The following is a 17782-nucleotide window of genomic DNA, read 5'->3' as shown; positions in this document are numbered from 1 at the left end:
AACGACGCAGCGAGGGCCGGCCACCCGCAGGTGACCGGCCCTCGTTGTGCATCGTCTACGCCAGGTAGTCGCGCAGCGCGTCGGCGCGCTGCGGGTCGCGCAGCTTGGCCATCGTCTCGCGCTCGATCTGGCGGACCCGCTCGCGGGACAGCCCGAACTGCTTGCCGATCTGCTCCAGCGTCCGGGGCTGGCCGCCGTCCAGGCCGAACCGCAGGACGACGACGTCGCGCTCGCGGTCCTCCAGCGTCGACAGGACGGTGCGCACGTCGCCCTTCATCATCTGGAAGGCGACGGCATCCTCGGCGACGGCGGCGTCGGCGTCCTCGATGAAATCGCCGAGCCGGGACTCCTCGTCCGTGCCCACGGTCTGGTCGAGGCTGACCAGGTCACGGCTGTACTCGAGCAGTTCGACGATCCGCTCCTCGGGCAGGTCCAGCTCGAGACCCAGCTCCTCGGCGGTGGGCTCCCGCTCCAGCTCCTGGTGCATCCGCCGGCGGGTCCGCACCACCTTGTTGACCTGCTCGGCCAGGTGGACGGGCAGCCGGATGGTGCGGCCGGAGTCGGCCATGGCACGGGTGATCGCCTGCCGGATCCACCAGGTGGCGTAGGTGGAGAACTTGAAGCCCTTGGTGTAGTCGAACTTCTCGACCGCCCGGATGAGACCGACGTTCCCCTCCTGGATGAGGTCCAGGAACGTCATGCCGTGGCCGGTGTAGCGCTTGGCCACCGAGACGACCAGTCGGAGGTTGGCCTCCAGCAGGTGGGCCTTCGCGGCCTTGCCGTCGGTCGCCAGCGTCTTGTAGTCCCGCTTGCGGGCCGGGGTGAGGCCCTGCTGCTCGGCGAGCAGCCGCTCGGCGTAGAGGCCGGCCTCGATCCGCTTGGCCAGCTCCACCTCCTGCTCCGCGGTGAGCAGAGCGGTCTTGCCGATGGTGTTGAGGTAGACGCGCACCAGGTCGGTGGAGACCAGGCCGCTGGTGTCGGGCTCCCGGCGGGGGGCGCGCACGTCCAGGGTGTCGGTGGGGGAGGACTGCAGCAGCGTCACGGTGGGTCTTCGTCCTTGCCTTCGATTCGGATGCATCCGCCGGCGTCGTCGGGCGGCGGAGCGTCATCCAGGCGTGGAGCGGGGGCCACGGCTACGGGGTCACCGGCCGGTCCCGCCCTTGTCTGTCCGGTGTGGTACGCCCTGCACAACGGCTGCCACGGGGTCCGGTGTTCCGCAATTCGACCGTTCACAGCAAACCGACAGGGAGTGTTGTGGGCCACCCTCCGGTACCCGGCAGCGCCAGATACGAGACATGTCATTCGTGTGACGGGCTGCTGCGGTCAGACCTCCAGGAGCAGGGTCATCGGTCCCTCGTTGACCGACGAGACGCTCATGGCCGCGCCGAAGATCCCGGTGGCCACGGTGGCCCCCCGACGGCGGAGCTCGGCCACCACCTCGGCCACCAGCGGCTCGGCGGCCTCACCCGGGGCGGCAGGCTGCCACGACGGCCGCCGCCCCTTCCGGGTGTCGGTGTGCAGCGTGAACTGACTGACCACGAGGACGGGCAGTCCGAGGGTGGCGGCCGACTCGGCGCCGTCCGGGCCGGGGAAGACGCGCAACTCGTGGATCTTCCGGGCCATCGCCCGGGCGGCGGCCTCGTCGTCGTGGTGGCCGACTCCGACCGGTGACAGCAACCCCGCGCCGATCCGGCCGACGACGGTGCCCTCAACAATTACAGCGGCTGTACTGACCCGGCTGACGACGGCGCGCACCGGGTCATTCTCCTGAGCGCACGGACTGCCGGCGCGTCGGCTCCGGAACTCTCCGCAACCGTTGACGCGCGAACGTCGATGCGGGCGGGACGTCCCCGATGGCGCCGGAGTTGGCTCGCGGGTGTGTCCTGGGCTGTGGGCGCGGGATTCGGTGACACTCTCGTGAAGGCCGTTCCGATACTGGTCTGGCACGTTCGGTCTCCGTGACGGCTGTGCCAGCCTGGGGCAGCACGCAGATCCCGAGACCGAGGGGGAACGGCAATGCGCGCGATCGGTGTGCGTCCGACGGATCGACGACGACTCGGTGGGCGGTTGGCGGTGCTGGTCGCCGCGGTGCTGGTGCTGTGCACGGGGCAGGCGCTCGCCGGTCCGGCCGCGGGTGCGGCCGGCTGCCCCGCCCCGGTCCGCGCCGTCCTGGACACCACACCGGCCACCGTGGACCGCACCGTGGCGCTGACCTTCGACGACGGGCCGCTGCCGCAGAACACGCCTGACGTGCTCGACGCGCTGCGGTCCCGGGGCGTCCAGGCCACGTTCTTCGTGCGAGGAGACCACGCCTCCCGCTACCCGGATCTGATGCGGCGGATCCTCGCCGAGGGGCACGCCATCGGGAACCACACCTGGTCCCACCCCTCCCTGGACCGACTCTCCCCGGCGGACCGCGTGGCCGAGATCGAGCGGACGACGCGGGCGATCGTCGACGCGACCGGCACGCGGCCGTGCTTCTTCCGTGGGCCGTTCGGCGTGCACCACAGCGAATCGATCGCCGGCCTGGCGTGGGACCGAGGGATGACCGTCGTCGACTGGTCCTTGGACACCCGCGACTGGTCGACGCCGTCGGCCTGGAGCCCGTCGTTCCAGCAGCAGATCGTCGATCGGGCCACCTCGCCGGGGAGCGCGCACCCCATCGTGCTGATGCACGACGGCGGCGGCTACCGGCAGAACACCGTGGCTGCACTCGACGAGGTCATCTCCTACTACGCCTCCCGCGGCTACACCTTCACCGACCCGCTGGGGCGGGCGATGCCCGCCGGGGACGGCGGGTCGGGCAGCACGTACGTCGTCCGGCCGGGGGACACGCTGGGCTCGATCGCCTCCCGTCACGGCGCGAGTTGGCGGGAGATCTACGCCGCCAACCGGGCCACCATCGGGCCGAACCCGAACCTCATCCAGGTCGGCCAGCGGCTGACCATCCCCGGCTCCGGTGGCGGCTCGGGTGGCGGTCCCAGGAGCGGGGCCGACGACGGCAGGTCGGGCAGCACGTACGTCGTCCGGCCGGGGGACACGCTGGGCTCGATCGCCTCCCGTCACGGCGCGAGTTGGCGGGAGATCTACGCCGCCAACCGGGCCACCATCGGGCCGAACCCGAACCTCATCCAGGTCGGCCAGCGGCTGACCATCCCCGGCTCCGGTGGCGGCTCGGGTGGCGGTCCCAGGAGCGGGGCCGACGACGGCGGGTCGGGCAGCACGTACGTCGTCCGGCCGGGGGACACGCTGGGCTCGATCGCCTCCCGTCACGGCGCGAGTTGGCGGGAGATCTACGCCGCCAACCGGGCCACCATCGGGCCGAACCCGAACCTCATCCAGGTCGGCCAGCGGCTGACCATCCCTGGCGGCTGAGCCGGGCGGCGGTCCGTCCGCGGCCCGGGCCATGGCCTCCGCGCCCGCGGAGGGTCGCGGCCATCCCCCATCGGGTCGACCGGGTGTTCGCGCCGGCTCCCGCACGGCGAGTTGCTCGGCCGCGGCCCGCTGGCGCTGCTGATCGGGATGCTGCTGGTCCAGCACATGCGTCGACGAAGCAGTGGAGCGGCCGGGCGCCCCGGCGCGCGCGTCACCCGGGAGGGCCACGCCGTCTCTCTACGACGGGCGCCGCAGCCAACTGAGCGGTGGGGTTCAGCCGGCGAGCGGAAGGCGGATGAGCAACCGGGCACCGGGGGCGGCGTCCTCGATGCTGACCTCTCCGCCGTGCTGCAGGACGACGTCGCGGACGATGGCCAGGCCCAGGCCAGTTCCGCCGGCGTCGCGGCTGCGGGCGTCGTCGAGGCGGGTGAAGCGGTCGAACACGCGCTCCCGCTGATCGACGGGGATGCCAGGGCCGTCGTCGGTCACGGTGAGCAGCGCCCGGTCGGTCGCGGTCAGCGCGACGGCCACGGTGGTGCCGGCGTGCCGGAGCGCATTCCCGAGCAGGTTCTGGACGACGCGGGTGAGCGCGTCCCGGTCGCCGATGATCCGGGCGCCGGAGACCGCGGAGGTGTCGAGGCGCAGCGCGGTGTGCGCACGGACGCGACCGACCGTCTCCAGGACGAGCTCGTCGAGGTCGACCTCGTCGCGGGCGAGGGGCACACGGGCGTCGATCCTGGCCAGGCGGAGGAGGTCGTCGACCAGCCGGGACAGTCGCTGGGCGTCCTCGGTCAGCGCCGGAAGCTGATTGCGCCACGACGGGTCGTCGTGCAGCGCGGCGACCTCCAGTTGCGTGCGCAGGGACGCCAGGGGGCTGCGGATCTCGTGGGCGGCGTCGGCGACGAACTCCCGCTGTCGTCGGATGGCGGCCTCGGCCCGGCCGAGCAGCGCGTTGAACGTGACCGCGAGCCGGGCGAGCTCGTCTCCGCCGGCGGGGACGGCGAGCCGCCGGTCCAGCGCGTCGCCGGGGATGTCGGCGGCCTGCCGGCGCAGCGCCTCCACCGGGCGGAGCGCCCGACCCGCCAGCAGCCACGTCAGGACGGCGAGGACGACGACCACCGCCGGCGCGCCGATGGCGAGCGCGGAGACCAGCTCCTCGACGCTCTCCTCGGCGTCGTCCAGCGGTAGCCCGACCTGGACGAGGACCCGTTGCCCGTCCGGTGCGGTGACCGGGAGGGTGAGCACGCGGTAGGGCTCGTCCTGCTCACCGGGCAGGGCGAGCCCCTGCTGGGTGACCAGTTCGAGGCCGGTGCCTGCCGGGGCCCTCAGCAGCGGCCGGCCGTCCGGCAGCTCCACGGAGGAGGCCAGGACGGCTCCATCCTCGTCGACGACGTGGACGACCTCGTCGTCGTCGCCGGCGAGCGACGACTCCGCCGAGCTGCCGGAGGTGATCGTCGCGGCTACCCGCTCGGCCCGGTCGAGGGCGGCCTCGTCCACGCTCGCCAGCAGCGCCGACTCGAGCCGGACGGTGAGCAGCACCGCTGCCAGCGTGATCGCTGCTGCGATGACCACGACCGCGGCCGTGGTCAGCCGCGCGCGCAGGGAGCGACTTCGCACCCACCCGGTCAGGCCGCGCGGTCGTCGGGTGGTGTTCATCCGCCGGTGGCCTCGATGCGGTAGCCGACGCCGCGCACGGTCTCGATGCTCGTGCAGCCGAAGGGGGCGTCGATCTTGCGCCGGAGGTAGCCGACGTAGACCTCGACGATGTTCGGGTCGCCGGCGAAGTTCTCGTCCCACACCTCGGCCAGCAGCTCGGACTTCGCCACTGCGTCACCCGCGCGCCGCATCAGGTGCTCGAGCAGCGCGAACTCCCGGGCGGTCAACGACAGCTCGGTGTCCCCGCGCCGCACCCGGTGCGCGGCCGGGTCCAGGACGAGGTCGCCCACGACCAGCTGCGCCGGTCGCTCGGGGACTCCCCGCCGCACGAGTGCACGCAGCCGGGCCACCAGGACGACGAACGGGAACGGCTTGGTCAGGTAGTCGTCGGCGCCCAGGTCGAGGGCATCGGCGATGTCGTACTCACCGTCCTTCGCCGTCAGCATCAGCACCGGCGTCCACACCTGGCGGGCCCGGAGCTCGCGCAGCACGTCGTACCCGGAGCGGCCCGGCAGCATGATGTCCAGGACGATGGCGCCGTAGCCGCCCAGCAGCGCCCGGTCCAGACCGGTCACGCCGTCGCCGGCGACGTCCACCGAGAAGCCCTCGGCGTGCAAGCCACGGGCCACGGCGGCCGCCAGGTTCCGCTCGTCCTCGACCACCAGCACCCGCACCCGCGCACCTCCCTTCGAGCGTCAGTGTCCGTTCTGCCAGACCGGTGCTGAGAAGCAGCTGAGAGGGACGGGCCGGTTCCTCCCCGCTTCTCAGCATCCGCTCAGCGGGACCGGTCGACACTGGGTGTTGCCCCCGACGAGGGGTTCATCCCGAATCCTGGAGGAGACATGAAGAAGAGCACCCGATGGACCTTCGGCGGTGCCGCGGCCGTCCTCGTGCTGGCCGGCGGGGGTGGCGTGGCCCTCGCCACCGCAGGTGACGACGAGGACGCGCGCCCCGACGTCGCCATCACCGGCGACGCCCTGGAGCAGGCCAGCGAGGCCGCCCTCGGACATCTCGGCGAGGGCGAGGTCACCGACACCGAGGTCGGCGACGAGGAGGGCTACTACGAGGTCGAGGTCACCCTCGACGACGGCGGTCAGGTCGACGTCCACCTCGACGAGGACTTCACCGTGCTCGGCGACGAGCGCGACGGCGAGGATCCCGGCGACGACGACTGATCGCCGCCGCACCGGAGCCACGCAGCAACCGACCCTGGAGGAGACGACGTGAACAGCAAGGTCAAGGGCGCCACCCTCGGCGCCGCGGCCCTCGCCGCGGTGGTCATCGGCGGGACGCAGATCGCACAGGCGGAGAACGACGCTCCTCCGCAGGCAGACGCCGTCGTCGGCGAGGACGGCACCGAGGTGCCCGAGGACGACGCCGGCGAGGAGGACGAGCAGGTCACCGGACCGGACCGCGACGAGGCCGGCGCCGCCGCCCTCGAAGCGGCCGGCGCGGGGACCGTCACCGAGGTCGAGGTCGCCGACGAGGGCGACACCGGCTACGAGGTCGAGGTCCGGCTCGACGACGGCAGCTTCGTCGAGGTCGCGCTCGACGAGTCGTTCACCGTCGTCTCCGTCGAGGACGACGACGACTGACCGCTCCGGAACGCAGGGCAGGGCAAGGCGGCGGATGCCGCCTCGCCCTGCCCTGCCATCTGCGCCACGAGGGCGACCGGCCGTCGTCGCTCGCACTTTTCGCGGTGGTCGCGGTCGCCGTGTCGCCGGACCGAGGGCGACGGTCGTCACGGGACCGACATGTTCCCGTCCGGTCCGGACCGCATGTCGTTCCCGGTGCCGGGTAGCGCCCACGGTGGTACCGGTCTTCCGACGGAGACACCGACTGGACGGAGTGACGTGATGAAGGCGCTGACATGGCAGGGGACGGGCAAGGTCTCGGTGGAGACGGTGCCCGACCCGGTGATCAGGGAACCGACCGACGCGATCGTGCGGATGACGTCGACGGCGATCTGCGGATCGGATCTGCACCTCTACGACGTCCTCGGGATGTACTTGGACAAGGGCGACATCATCGGCCACGAGCCGATGGGGATCGTCGAGGAGGTCGGGTCGGAGGTCACGCACGTCAAGCCCGGTGACCGGGTGGTGATCCCGTTCAACATCTCCTGCGGGCACTGCTGGATGTGCACCCACGGCTACATGGCCCAGTGCGAGACCACGCAGGTCCGTGAGCAGGACAAGGGCGCGGCGCTGTTCGGCTACACGAAGCTCTACGGCCAGGTGCCGGGCGGGCAGGCCGAGTACCTGCGCGTCCCGCAGGCGCAGTTCGGCCCGATCAAGGTGCCGCAGGAGCACGCCGACGAGCGGTGGCTGTTCCTGTCCGACATCCTGCCCACGGCCTGGCAGTCGGTGAAGTACGCCGACGTCGGCGAGGGCAGCACGTGTGCGGTCATCGGGCTCGGCCCGGTCGGCCAGTTCGCCGCGCGGATCGCGAAGTACCTGGGGGCCGAGCAGGTCATCGCCGTGGACAGCGTCCCCGAGCGCCTGGAGATGGCCCGCCGGCACGGGATCACGGTGCTGGACGAGAACGAGGTCGACGACGTCCCGGCCGCGATCCACGAGTTCACGGGCGGGCGCGGTGCCGACGGCGTCGTCGACGCGGTCGGGATGGAGGCGCACGGCACGCCGTTCCAGGAATTCGCCCAGAAGGCCGCCGGCACGCTGCCCGACCCGCTGGCGCGCAAGGCGACGGAGACATTCGGGATCGACCGGATGGCGGCCATGCGCACGGCGTTCGACTCCGTCCGCCGCGCCGGCTCGGTGTCGCTGATCGGCGTGTACGGCGGCGAGGCCGACCCGATGCCGATGATGCAGCTGTTCGACAGGGGCGTCACCATGCGCATGGGCCAGGCCCACGTCAAGCGCTGGATCGACGACATCATGCCGGCGCTGCAGGACGACGCCGATCCGCTGGGCGCCGAGGACCTCACCACGCACAAGCTCTCGCTCGACGAGGCCCCGCACGGCTACGAGATCTTCAAGAACAAGGAGGATGGCTGCATCAAGGTCGTGCTCAAGCCGTGAGGCGGGGCGTCGACCTCCGCGGCGCCACGGTGGTCGTGACCGGAGCGTCGAGCGGTATCGGCCGGGCCGCCGCGCAGCGGTTCGCCGAGAAAGGGGCCGACGTCGTCCTGGCCGCGCGCGGCGGCCCGTCGCTCGACGAGGCAGCGGCCGAGTGCCGGTCGGCGGGCGTGCAGGCCGTCGCCGTGCCGACCGACGTCGCCGACAGCGATGCGGTGGAGCAGCTGGCCCGGCGCGCGGTCGAGCAGTTCGACCGCATCGACGTCTGGGTGAACGCCGCGGCCGTCATGGCCTACGGCGCGATCGGGGAGGTGCCGGTCGAGGCGCAGCGCCGCATCATGGAGGTGAACCTCCTCGGCACGATGCAGGGCGCGCGGGCGGCGCTGCCGGTGCTGCGGCGGCAGGGCCGCGGCGTCATCATCAATCTCGCCTCGCTCTACGCCCGGATGACCTCGCCGTACGTCAGCGCCTACGCGACCAGCAAGTTCGGGATCTTGGGGTTCTCCGAGGTCCTGCGCCAGGAGCTCAAGAGCGACCGGGGGATCCACGTCTGCGTGGTGCTGCCCGGCTCGATCGACACGCCCATCTTCCGGCACGCGGCGAACTACACCGGGCGCGAGATCAAGCCGGTGCCCCCGGTCTCGTCGCCCACGCGGGCGGCCCGGGCCGTCGTGCGCTGCGCGGAGCACCCACGCCGGGAGGTCACGGTCGGCCAACTGCACCACGTCGCCTCGTGGGGGCACGGGCTGCTGCCGCGCACGTACAGCGAGCTGGCCCCACTGGCGATGCGCCTGGTGGCCCTCGGCAAGGAACCCGCATCGCACGACGACGGGAACCTGTTCACACCGCAACCGGACCTCGACGGGGTGCGCGGCGGCTGGCGCAACCGCTTGGCTCGAGCAGCCGTGGGTGCGGGTGGGGTCGCCGCCGCGGCCGGGATCGCCGGTGCGGTCCGGCGGGCCGGCGATCGCTGAGCCGGCGCGCGAGCATGGTTCCCGACGAGCACGTGATCGGCTCCCGGGGCGGCCTGCGGCGGTACCCGTCGGTGCCGGAGGCGCTGCGCCTGCCCCTCGCCGGCAGCACCGGGGAGGAGGGCCGTGCGTGACGTCGCCGTGATCCGTGGGCCACACCGGGACGGGGGGCGCGGGCCGGTGGCCGCGTTCGCCGCGCACGCCTCGGCCTGTGGTCCGCACGCCGGAGGACATGGCCGCCCAGCTCCGCTGGGTGGCGCCGACGGAAGGGAGTGCACATGACGGAGGACCTGCGGGGTCGCTCGGCCGAAGAGGTCTTCGCCGACCATCTCCGGTTGGCCGGCGAGCACCGCTTCGAGGACGACATCGCGCGCAACGTCGCACCCGGATGCGTCGTGCTGGAACGGCGGGGCGTGTTCCGTGGCCACCACGGAGTGCGCGAACTCGCGCGGCTGCTGGCCGCGGAACTCCCTGACGCGCCCTTCACCTACACCACTGCGCTTGTCGACGGACGGCTCGCCTTCCTGGAGTGGACCGCCGAGAGCGACCGCGCCCGCGTCAGGGACGGCGCTGACTCCTTCGTCATCGAGGACGGGTGGATCGTCGCCCAGACCATCCACTACACGGTCGAGGCGATCTGACGGTCTCGTTCCCGCCGGTGCCCACCGGCGGTGTGGCCCAGGACGCCGACGTCGTCAGCCGGCCCCGTCACCTCGTGCAGCGGCGGCAGTGGTGGCGGCCTGCTCCGGGTGGCCCGGACCGGCCTGGGCACGGACCTGGCGGATGTCGAGGGCGTGCTCGCACTCGCTGCAGATGACGACGGCATGCATGTCGCAGCCGCAGGTGGTGTGGTGCAGCACGAGCGGGGTGCCCTCCGGGCCGGTCAGCCAGCGGTCGCCCCAGGCCGCCATCGCCGCCAGGACCGGGTAGACCTCCCGGCCCTTGTCGGTCAGCCGGTACTCGTGGCGCACCGGCCGCTGCTGGTACTCCACCCGGCGCAGCAACCCCTCGTCGACGAGGAGGGCCAGCCGCCCGGCCAGGATGTTGCGGCCGATGCCCAGGGCTCGCTGAAACTCCTCGAACTGCCGGATCCCGAGGCAGGCCTGGCGGATGACCAGGAGGTTCCAGCCGTCCCCGAGGATGTTGACGGCCCGGGCGATGGTGCAGGGCCAGGCCGACGTGTCAGTGCGCGTCACGACGACAGCGTAGTGCGTTGCTCGAAGGAACTCACCCCGCTACGTTCGCCCTCATGCGGATAGCGGTCGCGGTCAGCGGTGTCGGCGAGGACGATCTGGCGTTCGTCCTGGAGGCCGAGCGCCTCGGTGCGGACTCGGTCTGGCTGGCCGAGGCGTGGGGGTACGACGCCTTCACCCCACTGGCCTACCTCGCCGCCAGGACCAGTCGGATCCGGCTGGCGACCGGCATCGCCCAGCTCGGTGCACGCACACCGGCGCTACTGGCCATGTCGTCGATGTCGATGCAGGCGCTGTCCGGCGGCCGGTTCCTGCTCGGCCTCGGCACCAGCGGCCCCCAGGTGATGGAGGGCTGGCACGGCGTGCGCTTCGACGCACCCCTGGCGATGACCCGGGAGACGATCGAGATCCTGCGCACGATCACCGCCGGGGAACGCCTCGTGCACGACGGTGCTGTGTACCCGCTGCCGCTGCCCGACAGCGCCGGCCGGGCGATCAGGTCGATGGCCCCGCCGGTCGCGGTGCCGGTCTACCTGGCCGCGATGGGTCCCAAGAACCTCGCCCTGACCGGCGAACTCGCCGACGGCTGGCTGGCCAACGCGTTCATGCCCGAGACGGCCGCCGCGTTCCTCGAGCCGCTGGCCGCCGGAGCCGCCCGGGCGGGGCGCTCCGTGGCCGACCTGGACATCGTCGTCCCGGTGGGCGTGGAGGTCACCGGCGACGAGGAGGAGGCCGCCCGTCGGCACGCCCGCGGCTACGCCTTCACCATCGGTGCGATGGGCAACCGCACCCGGAACTTCTACAACGCCGCCTTCGAGCGACAGGGCTACGGCGACGACGTCCGCGCGGTGCAGGAGCTGTGGCTGGCCGGCGACCGGGAAGGAGCGGCCGACCGGGTTCCGCTGGACATCGGCCGGCGCACCAACCTGCTCGGCCCCCGGGAGGTGCTGCGCGAACGGATCGCCCTCTACCGCGCCGCCGGTGTGACCACTCTCCAGGCCAAGCTCACCGGGTCGCTGGACGACCGGCTGACCACCCTCGGCACGCTGCTGGAGCTGTGCGCCGAGCCCGCCGGGCAGCGGGGCTGAGCGCCGTGCGGTACGCGGACGGGCCGACCGTCGAAGTGCGGGTGCTGGTCGACGCCCCGGTGGCCGAGGTCTGGGCGCTGGTCAGCGACATCGGCACCCCCGTGCGGTTCTCGGCAGAACTGCAGGAGGTGCGCTGGCTCGACGAGGAGCGGTTCGTCGGGCGCAGCGCCCATCCGGCGATCGGGGAGTGGGAGACCACCTGCACCGTCGTCGCCCACCAGCCCGAGCGCGCGTTCGGCTGGGTGGTCGGCGACCCCGCGCACCCGTCGGCGGAATGGCGGTTCGCTCTCGAGCCGGACGGCGCGCGCACCGTGCTCCGGCAGTGGATGCGGATGGGGCCGGCCCGGTCGGGGCTGAGCACCGCCATCGAGGCGCACCCCGACAAGGAGGAGCGCATCGTCGCGCGCCGCCTGGAGGAGCACCGGGCCAACATGCAAACCACGGTCGACGGCATCAGGGACATGGCCGAGGCTCGCCAAGCGCCCCCCGCCTGACCGGGCGGGGTCGCTCTCACCGGGTGATCCCGCGCGCCGTGGGCAGCCGCCGGGCCGAGGTGCGCGTCTCCGGACCCTTGTGGCTCCGGATGGGTGGCGAGGCTGGCCGTCGGCAGGACGCCGCCGCCGACGAGCTGCTGAGCCGCGACCCGCTCGCCCTGCTGCTCGGGATGCTGCTCGACCAGCACATGGAAGAACGAAGCACACCTCCCGCGGCCGCTGGGCGCCCGATACCGTCGTCGGGGCGATGAACGGGCAGTCACGTCCAGAGGGGCCGGCGCTCCGGTTCGGGATCCTCGGTGCGCTGCGCGTCGAGGTCGGCGGCGACGAGCTCCGGCTCGGCAGCCGCAAGCAACGTGTCCTGCTGGCGGCGCTGCTCGCCGAGGCCGGAGCGGTGATCTCCACCGACCGGCTGGCCGACATCCTGTGGGGCGAGGACCAACCCGACGGTCCGGCCGGCGCGATCCAGACCCAGGTCTCCCGGCTGCGGGGTGCGCTCGCGCGCGGGGGCGGTGCCCCCGCCCGGGACGTGCTCGTCACGCGCCCCGGGGGCTACGCCGTGATCGTCGCGCCCGACCGGGTCGACGCCGGTCGCTTCGAGCGGCTGCTCGCGGAGGTGCGCGCCGCCCCGGCACCGCGGGCGAGGGTCGAGCTGACGGGGCGGGCGTTGAGGCTGTGGCGGGGACCACCGCTGCCTGAGTGCGATCACGCGCGCGCGATCGCGGAGGCGGCGCGTCTGGCGGAGCTGCGCTGGGTGGCGGTCGAGCTCCGTGCCGACGCGATGTTGCGCCTGGGGCGCCACCAGGATGTCGTGGCCGAACTCGAGGTGCCGATCGCCAGCCACCCGCTGCGCGAACAGCTGCGCGGCCTGCTGATGGTGGCGCTGTACCGCGCTGGGCGGCAGGCGGACGCGCTCGCCACCTACCGGGAACTGCGCGAGACGCTGGCCGGTGACCTGGGGATCGAGCCGTCGGCGGTGTTGCGCGAGCTCGAGCGGGCGATCCTCCTCCAGGCCGAGCACCTCCCGTGGCCGGCGCCGCCGGTCGAGGGCGGCGTGGACGTGCGTCGGCCGGGAGGAGTGCCTCGGACATCGAGGGGGACGGTCGACGCCTTGCCCGATGAGGTGACGAGCTTCGTCGGTCGGCAGGCGGATCTCCGGGGCGTCACTGCAGCGCTGAAGGAGAACCGGATCGTGGTGCTGACCGGGGTCGGTGGCGTGGGCAAGAGCCGGCTCGCCGGGCGCGTCGCGCGCGAGCTGGCCGAGGACTACGTCGACGGCGTCGTGCTGTGCGACCTGGTCAGCGCCGAGGACTCGAGCGCGGTTCCGGACGTGGTCGCGACCGCGCTGGGCGTGCTGCCGTCCGAGCGCGGGAGCATCGACAGCCTGCCCGAGGTGCTGCGCGGCCAGCAGGTGCTGCTGGTGGTCGACAACTGCGAGCACGTGCTGGACGGCGCCTCCGAACTCGTGAACCGGCTGCGGAGCGGATGCCCGACCGTGGACGTGCTGGCCACGAGCCGGCAACCGCTCCACGTCGCCGGCCAGCAGGTCTGGCCGGTTCTGCCCCTGGACGTCGTGGATCGCGGGCCGGGCACCGCGGTGGAACTGTTCTGCCAGCGGGCCGCGTCGGCCGACCCCACCGTCGAGTGGACCGGCCCCGACCGGACGGCCGCCCTGGAAGTCTGCCGGAGGCTCGACGGTCTGCCCCTGGCCATCGAGCTGGCCGCGGCGCGGACGCGATCCATGACCCCTACCGACATCGCCGAGCGCCTCGATGCCCGCCTCGACGTGCTGACCGACGGCTCCGGCGTTCCCTCGCCCCGGCACCGGAGCCTGCACGCCATGCTCGACTGGTCCTACGAGCTGCTCCCCGTCGTGACCCGGCGGCTCTTCGATCGGCTCGCGGTGTTCGCCGGCGGGTTCGCGCCGGACGCCGCTGGTCGGGTCTGCGCCGGCGACGGTGTGCCCCCCGGTGCGGTGGCCGACCGGTTGGCCGAACTGGTCGACCACTCACTGGTCGTCGTCGACCGTTCGGACCGGCACGCGCGCTACCGCCTGCTGGAGACCCTCCAGTCCTACGGTGAGGCCCACCTCGAGGAGCGGGGTGAGCTGCCGTCGTGGCGTCGCCGTCATGCCGAGCACTACCTCGTGCTGGCAGCGAACGCTGCGGACGGTCTGCGCGGTCCCGACGAGGCCTCCTGGGTGCACCTTGTCGACACCGAGTTCGCCAACGTCCGGGCCGCGCAGCACCGGGCATGCACTGCCGGACAGCTCGACGTCGCACTCGGACTCCCCGGTCTGCTGGGCGACTACGCGTACTACCGGCTCAGCGACGAGGTGTACGCGTGGGCGGAGCGCGCTCTCGAGCTGCCGGGAGTCTCCACCCACCCCGCCCGTCCGGCGGCCCTGCTCACGGCTGCGATCGGCCGCATGCAACGGGGTGAGCTGGACCGGGCGCTCGAGGACGGTGCCCAGGTGCTCGCGGCGACCTCCGACGAGCAGGTGATTCTCCGTGCCACGCAGCTTGTGGCGGAGATCGCGCTCTACCAGGGCCGCCTGGACGACGTCGATCGGTGGGGGGACGAGCTCCGCGAGCGGGCGCGTTCGGCGGCGAGCGCCTACTTCGAGGCGCTGAGCCATCTCCTGCCTGTGCACGCGGCCGCCTACCGCGGGCAGCCGGAGGAGGCGCGCTCTCGCCTCGACAGCGGCTGGCAGGTCGCCGCGAGGGCCGGCACGCCGAGCCTGCGGGCGGGCTTCAGCTACCTCGAGGGTGAGATCCGGTTGGACGCCGCCCCCGAGGTGGCGCTCGCCGCGTTCTCCCAGGCCATCGAGGCCACCCGTCCGGTGCGCAACCGGTTCGTGGCCGGGGTGGCGCGGGTGTCCGTCGCCTCCCTGGCGGCGCGGCACGGGAAGCCGGAGGAGGCGCTGCTCGCCTTCCGCGAGATCGTCGACTACTGGCGGACCTGCGGTGACCGGGTCCACCTGTGGACGACGCTGCACAACCTCGTGGTCCTGCTCGAGCGCGTCGGAGCCGACGAGGCCGCGGCGGTCCTGCACGGCGCGGTGTGCACCGCCACCACCGGTGCCCCGCCCTTCGGTGCGGACGCCGACCGTCTGCAGGTCGCGGCCGTCGCTCTGCGGCGGTCGTTGGGCGAGGAGACGTTCGCAGCCGCCGACACGCGCGGTCGGTGCATGAGCGACGAGGACGTGGTCACGTTCGTGCTCGAGCAGATCGAGCGTCTGCTGACCGCGCCGTCGGCCGAGGGGAGCGGGTAGCGCCCGAGCCGGCGGTCTCCGGCGAGTGCTCGGCCAGGAAACCCAGCACCACCTCGGCGTACGTGCCCTCCGAGGTCCGGTGCGCGGTGGGCATGTCTGTGTCCTGTCGAATCCGCACGCTACGGACGGGCCTCGAACACCTGGTGGATCGGTGCCTGGGCGATCTGACGGAACTGCGTGTAGCCGGCCTTCTCGAAGATCTCGGCGATCGCCGCGGGGCCGGCCTGCCCACCCAGCGCGTACCGACCCTGTTGGGAGAGCGCGTTGGGGGTGCACACGAAGGTGGACATGCCGTAGCCGAGCCGGCCGATCGGATTGAGGTTGTCCTCGGTGCGGTCGCCGGAACGGATCTCGACGAGCAGCACCGTGCCGCCCTCGGAGAGCGCGTCCCGCGCGTGGACGACGGCTCTCTCCGGGTCGCCGAAGTCGTGGAGGGCGTCGAAGAAGCAGATCAGGTCGTAGCCGGCCGCGGGGACGGGATAGCCACCGGCGTCCGCGACGTCGAAGTGAATCCGCTCGCTGCGGTCCAGCCCGGCCTCGGCGGCACGTCGCCGGGCGGTCTCGATGGAGGCGTCATGGTAGTCGAAGCCCGAGACGGTGGCGTTCGGAAACGCCTGGGCGAGCAGGATCGACGAGGCGCCGTGGCCGCAGCCCACGTCGGCGACCCGACCGCCCGCCTGTAGCCGCCCCGCCACGCCGTCGAGCGCGGGGATCCACTCCTCGACGAGGTGGGCCCGGTAGGCAGGCCGGAAGATCGCCTCCGTCGATCCGAAGAACCGGGGGTTCTGCTCGTGCCAGGCCACGCCGTCCCCCGACCGGAACGCCGACTCGAGCTTCTCCTCGATCGCCCAGATCGCAGCCATCTGCTCGAAGCCGGCGGCCATGTGCACGGGGCTGTCCTCGTCCGTCAGCACCAGCGCGTGTTCCGGTGGGAGCCGGTAGGTGCCGTGCGTGGGCTCGTATTCGACGTAGCCTCCGGCCGCCTGGTTGGCGAGCCACTCACGGACGTATCGCTCGTGCGTCCCCGTGCGCTCCGCCAACTGCCCCGGCGTCAGCTGTCCCGCACCGGCCATCGCCCGGTACAGGCCGAGCCGATCGCCGAGGTGGGCCAGCGCGCTGGAGACCGTGGCGCCGAGGTCGCCGACGACCTGGCCCAGGAACTGCTCGACCTTCTGCTGATCGATCGACATGTCCACTCCTCGTCATCGGGTTCCGACGCCTCGGAGCATCCCCGTAGCGGCTCTCATCCGGCTTTCAGGCACCTGTCGCTGCCGGTCCGTACGCGACCGGGGCCTCGTCCTGCGGCCATGGACCGGGCAGGATCACCCGACGGACGGATGACCTGCAGGCCGACATCGCGTAAGTCAGGCCGAGGATGTGCGCTGAGTGGGAGTTCCAGGCGGCGGAGCTCCCACTCAGCGCACATCGTCCCCGCCGACCACGGCCGCGTCCCATCCGCACCACCGACACCACGCACCGCACGCTCCCCACCCGGCCGGCGGCATCCCGGGCGCCGGTCAGGGTGCTCCCGGTCCCCGCCGAGGGTGCTGTGGCCGGCGGGGGCGGGAGGAGTGGCGGCCGGGGCCGGGGCGGCGGCCGCGCAGTCGGCGCGGGGAGTCGCGGACCTACGACTTCCGCCGCCCGACGAAGCTCTCCAGCGCCGGACCTCCAGATCGCCCAGGACGCCGCGGCCGACGAGCTGCTCGGTGTGTCGCTTGCGCCAGAACAGGTGGTGCGTCACCCCCCTCGGGCCGGGCACGACGTCGAGGTGGAAGCGGTCGAGCAGCTCGTCGGGTGAGGTCCAGAGCCGTACGCCGGGGCCGAACTCCACCGGTGAGACCGCCACGTGCATCGTGTCGACGAGGTCGGCGTCGAGGAACTGCCGGATGACGGTGGACCCACCTCCGAGTCGGACGTCCCGCCCCCGCCCTGGGCCGCCTCCCGCGCCTGGTCGAGGGCCGTGGCCGGGTCGGCGTCGACGAAGTGGAACGTGGTGTCGGAGAGCGTGAACGACGGGCGCGGATGGTGGGTCATCACGAACACAGGGGTGTGGAAAGGCGGCTCGGCACCCCACCAGCCCTGCCGCTCGTGGTCCTCCCAGGTGCCACGCTGGGGACCGAACTTTTTGCGCCCCATCATCTCGGCGCCGATGCCGTGCGCGAAGTCCCGGGTGAAGTAGTCGTCGAGCCCGCGACTGCCTCCTGGGACGGCGCGATTGGGGAAACTTGCCGTGGCGAGGGCCCACGTCATGAGCGCACCGGGATCGGCGTGACCGAACGGCCGCTCCAGGCTCTGGCCCTCGCCGGCACCGAAGCCGTCGCTGGAGACGGTGAAGTTCTGGATTCTGAGCAGCTGGTCCACGTGGCTGCTCCTCGCGCGGTCGATGACAGGTGGACCGTCGGCCAGCGGGGAACTCATCGCCGCCCGGGAAGGCGGGACGCAGGGGGTACCGGGCAGCGGCCGGCGATGCCCGAGCTGAGTGCTCAGGATGCGGTCTGCGCGGCGGGAAGGACGCCGTGTCGGCCGCTGAAGCTGTCCAGCCGTCCGGTCTGCACCTCGGCCTGGCCGCGTGGCAGAGGTGGGCGCCGTCCGTGGCCGGGCGGTGCGCTCCGGTACGCAGCCACCGTGTCGGCGACGGCCGGAGTCGTTCCGCGGCAGCCTGGTCGGACCCACCCTGCCCCCGCGCGATCGAG

At 72.7% G+C, this 17782-nt stretch carries 16 protein-coding genes; 9 read left to right on the top strand and 7 right to left on the bottom strand.

Annotated elements, in window-relative coordinates; translation table 11 throughout:
- Positions 1–55 precede the first annotated feature (55 nt).
- Together sigB and dtd are read right to left on the bottom strand one after the other, a co-directional pair.
- Positions 56–1042: an RNA polymerase sigma factor SigB gene (gene sigB / locus BLASA_RS15225; protein ID WP_014377082.1), complete on the bottom strand. Its 987-nt coding sequence runs from the start codon at positions 1040–1042 to the stop codon at positions 56–58.
- A gap of 281 nt (positions 1043–1323) precedes the next feature.
- The gene (dtd, locus tag BLASA_RS15220) at positions 1324–1755 is read right to left on the bottom strand and encodes a D-aminoacyl-tRNA deacylase (protein ID WP_014377081.1); all 432 of its coding nucleotides are present in this window, start codon (positions 1753–1755) and stop codon (positions 1324–1326) included.
- A 261-nt stretch (positions 1756–2016) separates the two neighbouring features.
- On the opposite strand from dtd, the gene BLASA_RS23570 reads away from it, so the two are divergent.
- Complete coding sequence (locus BLASA_RS23570) at positions 2017–3375, top strand: LysM peptidoglycan-binding domain-containing protein (RefSeq protein ID WP_083878023.1); 1359 nt, start codon at positions 2017–2019, stop codon at positions 3373–3375.
- Between the two features lie 273 nt (positions 3376–3648).
- On the opposite strand, the gene BLASA_RS15200 is transcribed toward BLASA_RS23570, so the two are convergent.
- Positions 3649–5031, bottom strand: coding sequence for a sensor histidine kinase (locus tag BLASA_RS15200; protein WP_014377079.1), 1383 nt, complete (start codon positions 5029–5031; stop codon positions 3649–3651).
- The gene (locus BLASA_RS15195) at positions 5028–5705 is read right to left on the bottom strand and encodes a response regulator transcription factor (protein WP_014377078.1); all 678 of its coding nucleotides are present in this window, start codon (positions 5703–5705) and stop codon (positions 5028–5030) included. The genes BLASA_RS15200 and BLASA_RS15195 overlap by 4 nt, the downstream gene beginning before the upstream one ends.
- 168 nt (positions 5706–5873) lie before the next feature.
- On the opposite strand from BLASA_RS15195, the gene BLASA_RS15190 reads away from it, so the two are divergent.
- From BLASA_RS15190 to BLASA_RS15170, 5 genes are all read left to right on the top strand, one after another.
- The gene (locus tag BLASA_RS15190; protein WP_014377077.1) at positions 5874–6206 is read left to right on the top strand and encodes a PepSY domain-containing protein; all 333 of its coding nucleotides are present in this window, start codon (positions 5874–5876) and stop codon (positions 6204–6206) included.
- A 48-nt stretch (positions 6207–6254) separates the two neighbouring features.
- A complete protein-coding gene (locus BLASA_RS23565; protein ID WP_014377076.1) occupies positions 6255–6626 on the top strand; it encodes a hypothetical protein in 372 nt (123 codons plus the stop codon).
- Positions 6627–6887: 261 nt separating this feature from the next.
- Positions 6888–8072 carry a zinc-dependent alcohol dehydrogenase gene (locus tag BLASA_RS15180; protein ID WP_014377075.1) on the top strand — a complete coding sequence of 395 codons (1185 nt, stop codon included), beginning with the start codon at positions 6888–6890 and terminating at the stop codon, positions 8070–8072.
- The gene (locus tag BLASA_RS15175) at positions 8069–9043 is read left to right on the top strand and encodes an SDR family oxidoreductase (RefSeq protein WP_014377074.1); all 975 of its coding nucleotides are present in this window, start codon (positions 8069–8071) and stop codon (positions 9041–9043) included. The genes BLASA_RS15180 and BLASA_RS15175 overlap by 4 nt, the downstream gene beginning before the upstream one ends.
- Positions 9044–9318: 275 nt before the next feature.
- Positions 9319–9681, top strand: a complete 363-nt coding sequence (locus BLASA_RS15170; RefSeq protein ID WP_014377073.1) for a nuclear transport factor 2 family protein — start codon at positions 9319–9321, stop codon at positions 9679–9681.
- Between the two features lie 54 nt (positions 9682–9735).
- Here the strand turns inward: BLASA_RS15170 and BLASA_RS15165 are convergent, their stop codons facing one another.
- Positions 9736–10236 carry a winged helix-turn-helix transcriptional regulator gene (locus tag BLASA_RS15165; RefSeq protein WP_014377072.1) on the bottom strand — a complete coding sequence of 167 codons (501 nt, stop codon included), beginning with the start codon at positions 10234–10236 and terminating at the stop codon, positions 9736–9738.
- 53 nt (positions 10237–10289) lie between these two features.
- Between BLASA_RS15165 and BLASA_RS15160 the strand changes: the two genes are divergently transcribed.
- From BLASA_RS15160 to BLASA_RS15145, 3 genes are all read left to right on the top strand, one after another.
- Positions 10290–11321, top strand: a complete 1032-nt coding sequence (locus tag BLASA_RS15160) for an LLM class flavin-dependent oxidoreductase (protein WP_014377071.1) — start codon at positions 10290–10292, stop codon at positions 11319–11321.
- Positions 11291–11815, top strand: coding sequence for an SRPBCC family protein (locus BLASA_RS15155; protein WP_231839469.1), 525 nt, complete (start codon positions 11291–11293; stop codon positions 11813–11815). Before BLASA_RS15160 ends, BLASA_RS15155 begins: the two co-directional genes overlap by 31 nt.
- A gap of 247 nt (positions 11816–12062) precedes the next feature.
- On the top strand, positions 12063–15089 hold the full coding sequence (locus BLASA_RS15145; protein ID WP_014377069.1) for a BTAD domain-containing putative transcriptional regulator: 3027 nt from the start codon (positions 12063–12065) through the stop codon (positions 15087–15089).
- 119 nt (positions 15090–15208) lie between these two features.
- Here the strand turns inward: BLASA_RS15145 and BLASA_RS15140 are convergent, their stop codons facing one another.
- Complete coding sequence (locus BLASA_RS15140) at positions 15209–16279, bottom strand: class I SAM-dependent methyltransferase (RefSeq protein WP_014377068.1); 1071 nt, start codon at positions 16277–16279, stop codon at positions 15209–15211.
- Positions 16280–16826: 547 nt separating this feature from the next.
- Positions 16827–17450, bottom strand: a complete 624-nt coding sequence (locus tag BLASA_RS15135) for a hypothetical protein (protein WP_014377066.1) — start codon at positions 17448–17450, stop codon at positions 16827–16829.
- Positions 17451–17782 lie beyond the last annotated feature (332 nt).

The organism is Blastococcus saxobsidens DD2 (genome assembly GCF_000284015.1).
Taxonomy (GTDB): Bacteria; Actinomycetota; Actinomycetes; order Mycobacteriales; family Geodermatophilaceae; genus Blastococcus; species Blastococcus saxobsidens_A.
This window is presented reverse-complemented; position numbering and strand designations above follow the sequence as displayed.

Excerpts from the sequence above, each read along its gene's own strand:
- BLASA_RS23570 (WP_083878023.1), top strand. The coding sequence starts at position 2,017 with ATGCGCGCGATCGGTGTGCGTCCGACGGATCGACGACGACTCGGTGGG.
- BLASA_RS15200 (WP_014377079.1), bottom strand. The coding sequence starts at position 5,031 with ATGAACACCACCCGACGACCGCGCGGCCTGACCGGGTGGGTGCGAAGT.
- BLASA_RS15190 (WP_014377077.1), top strand. The coding sequence starts at position 5,874 with ATGAAGAAGAGCACCCGATGGACCTTCGGCGGTGCCGCGGCCGTCCTC.
- BLASA_RS15180 (WP_014377075.1), top strand. The coding sequence starts at position 6,888 with ATGAAGGCGCTGACATGGCAGGGGACGGGCAAGGTCTCGGTGGAGACG.
- BLASA_RS15170 (WP_014377073.1), top strand. The coding sequence starts at position 9,319 with ATGACGGAGGACCTGCGGGGTCGCTCGGCCGAAGAGGTCTTCGCCGAC.
- BLASA_RS15160 (WP_014377071.1), top strand. The coding sequence starts at position 10,290 with ATGCGGATAGCGGTCGCGGTCAGCGGTGTCGGCGAGGACGATCTGGCG.
- BLASA_RS15145 (WP_014377069.1), top strand. The coding sequence starts at position 12,063 with ATGAACGGGCAGTCACGTCCAGAGGGGCCGGCGCTCCGGTTCGGGATC.
- BLASA_RS15140 (WP_014377068.1), bottom strand. The coding sequence starts at position 16,279 with ATGTCGATCGATCAGCAGAAGGTCGAGCAGTTCCTGGGCCAGGTCGTC.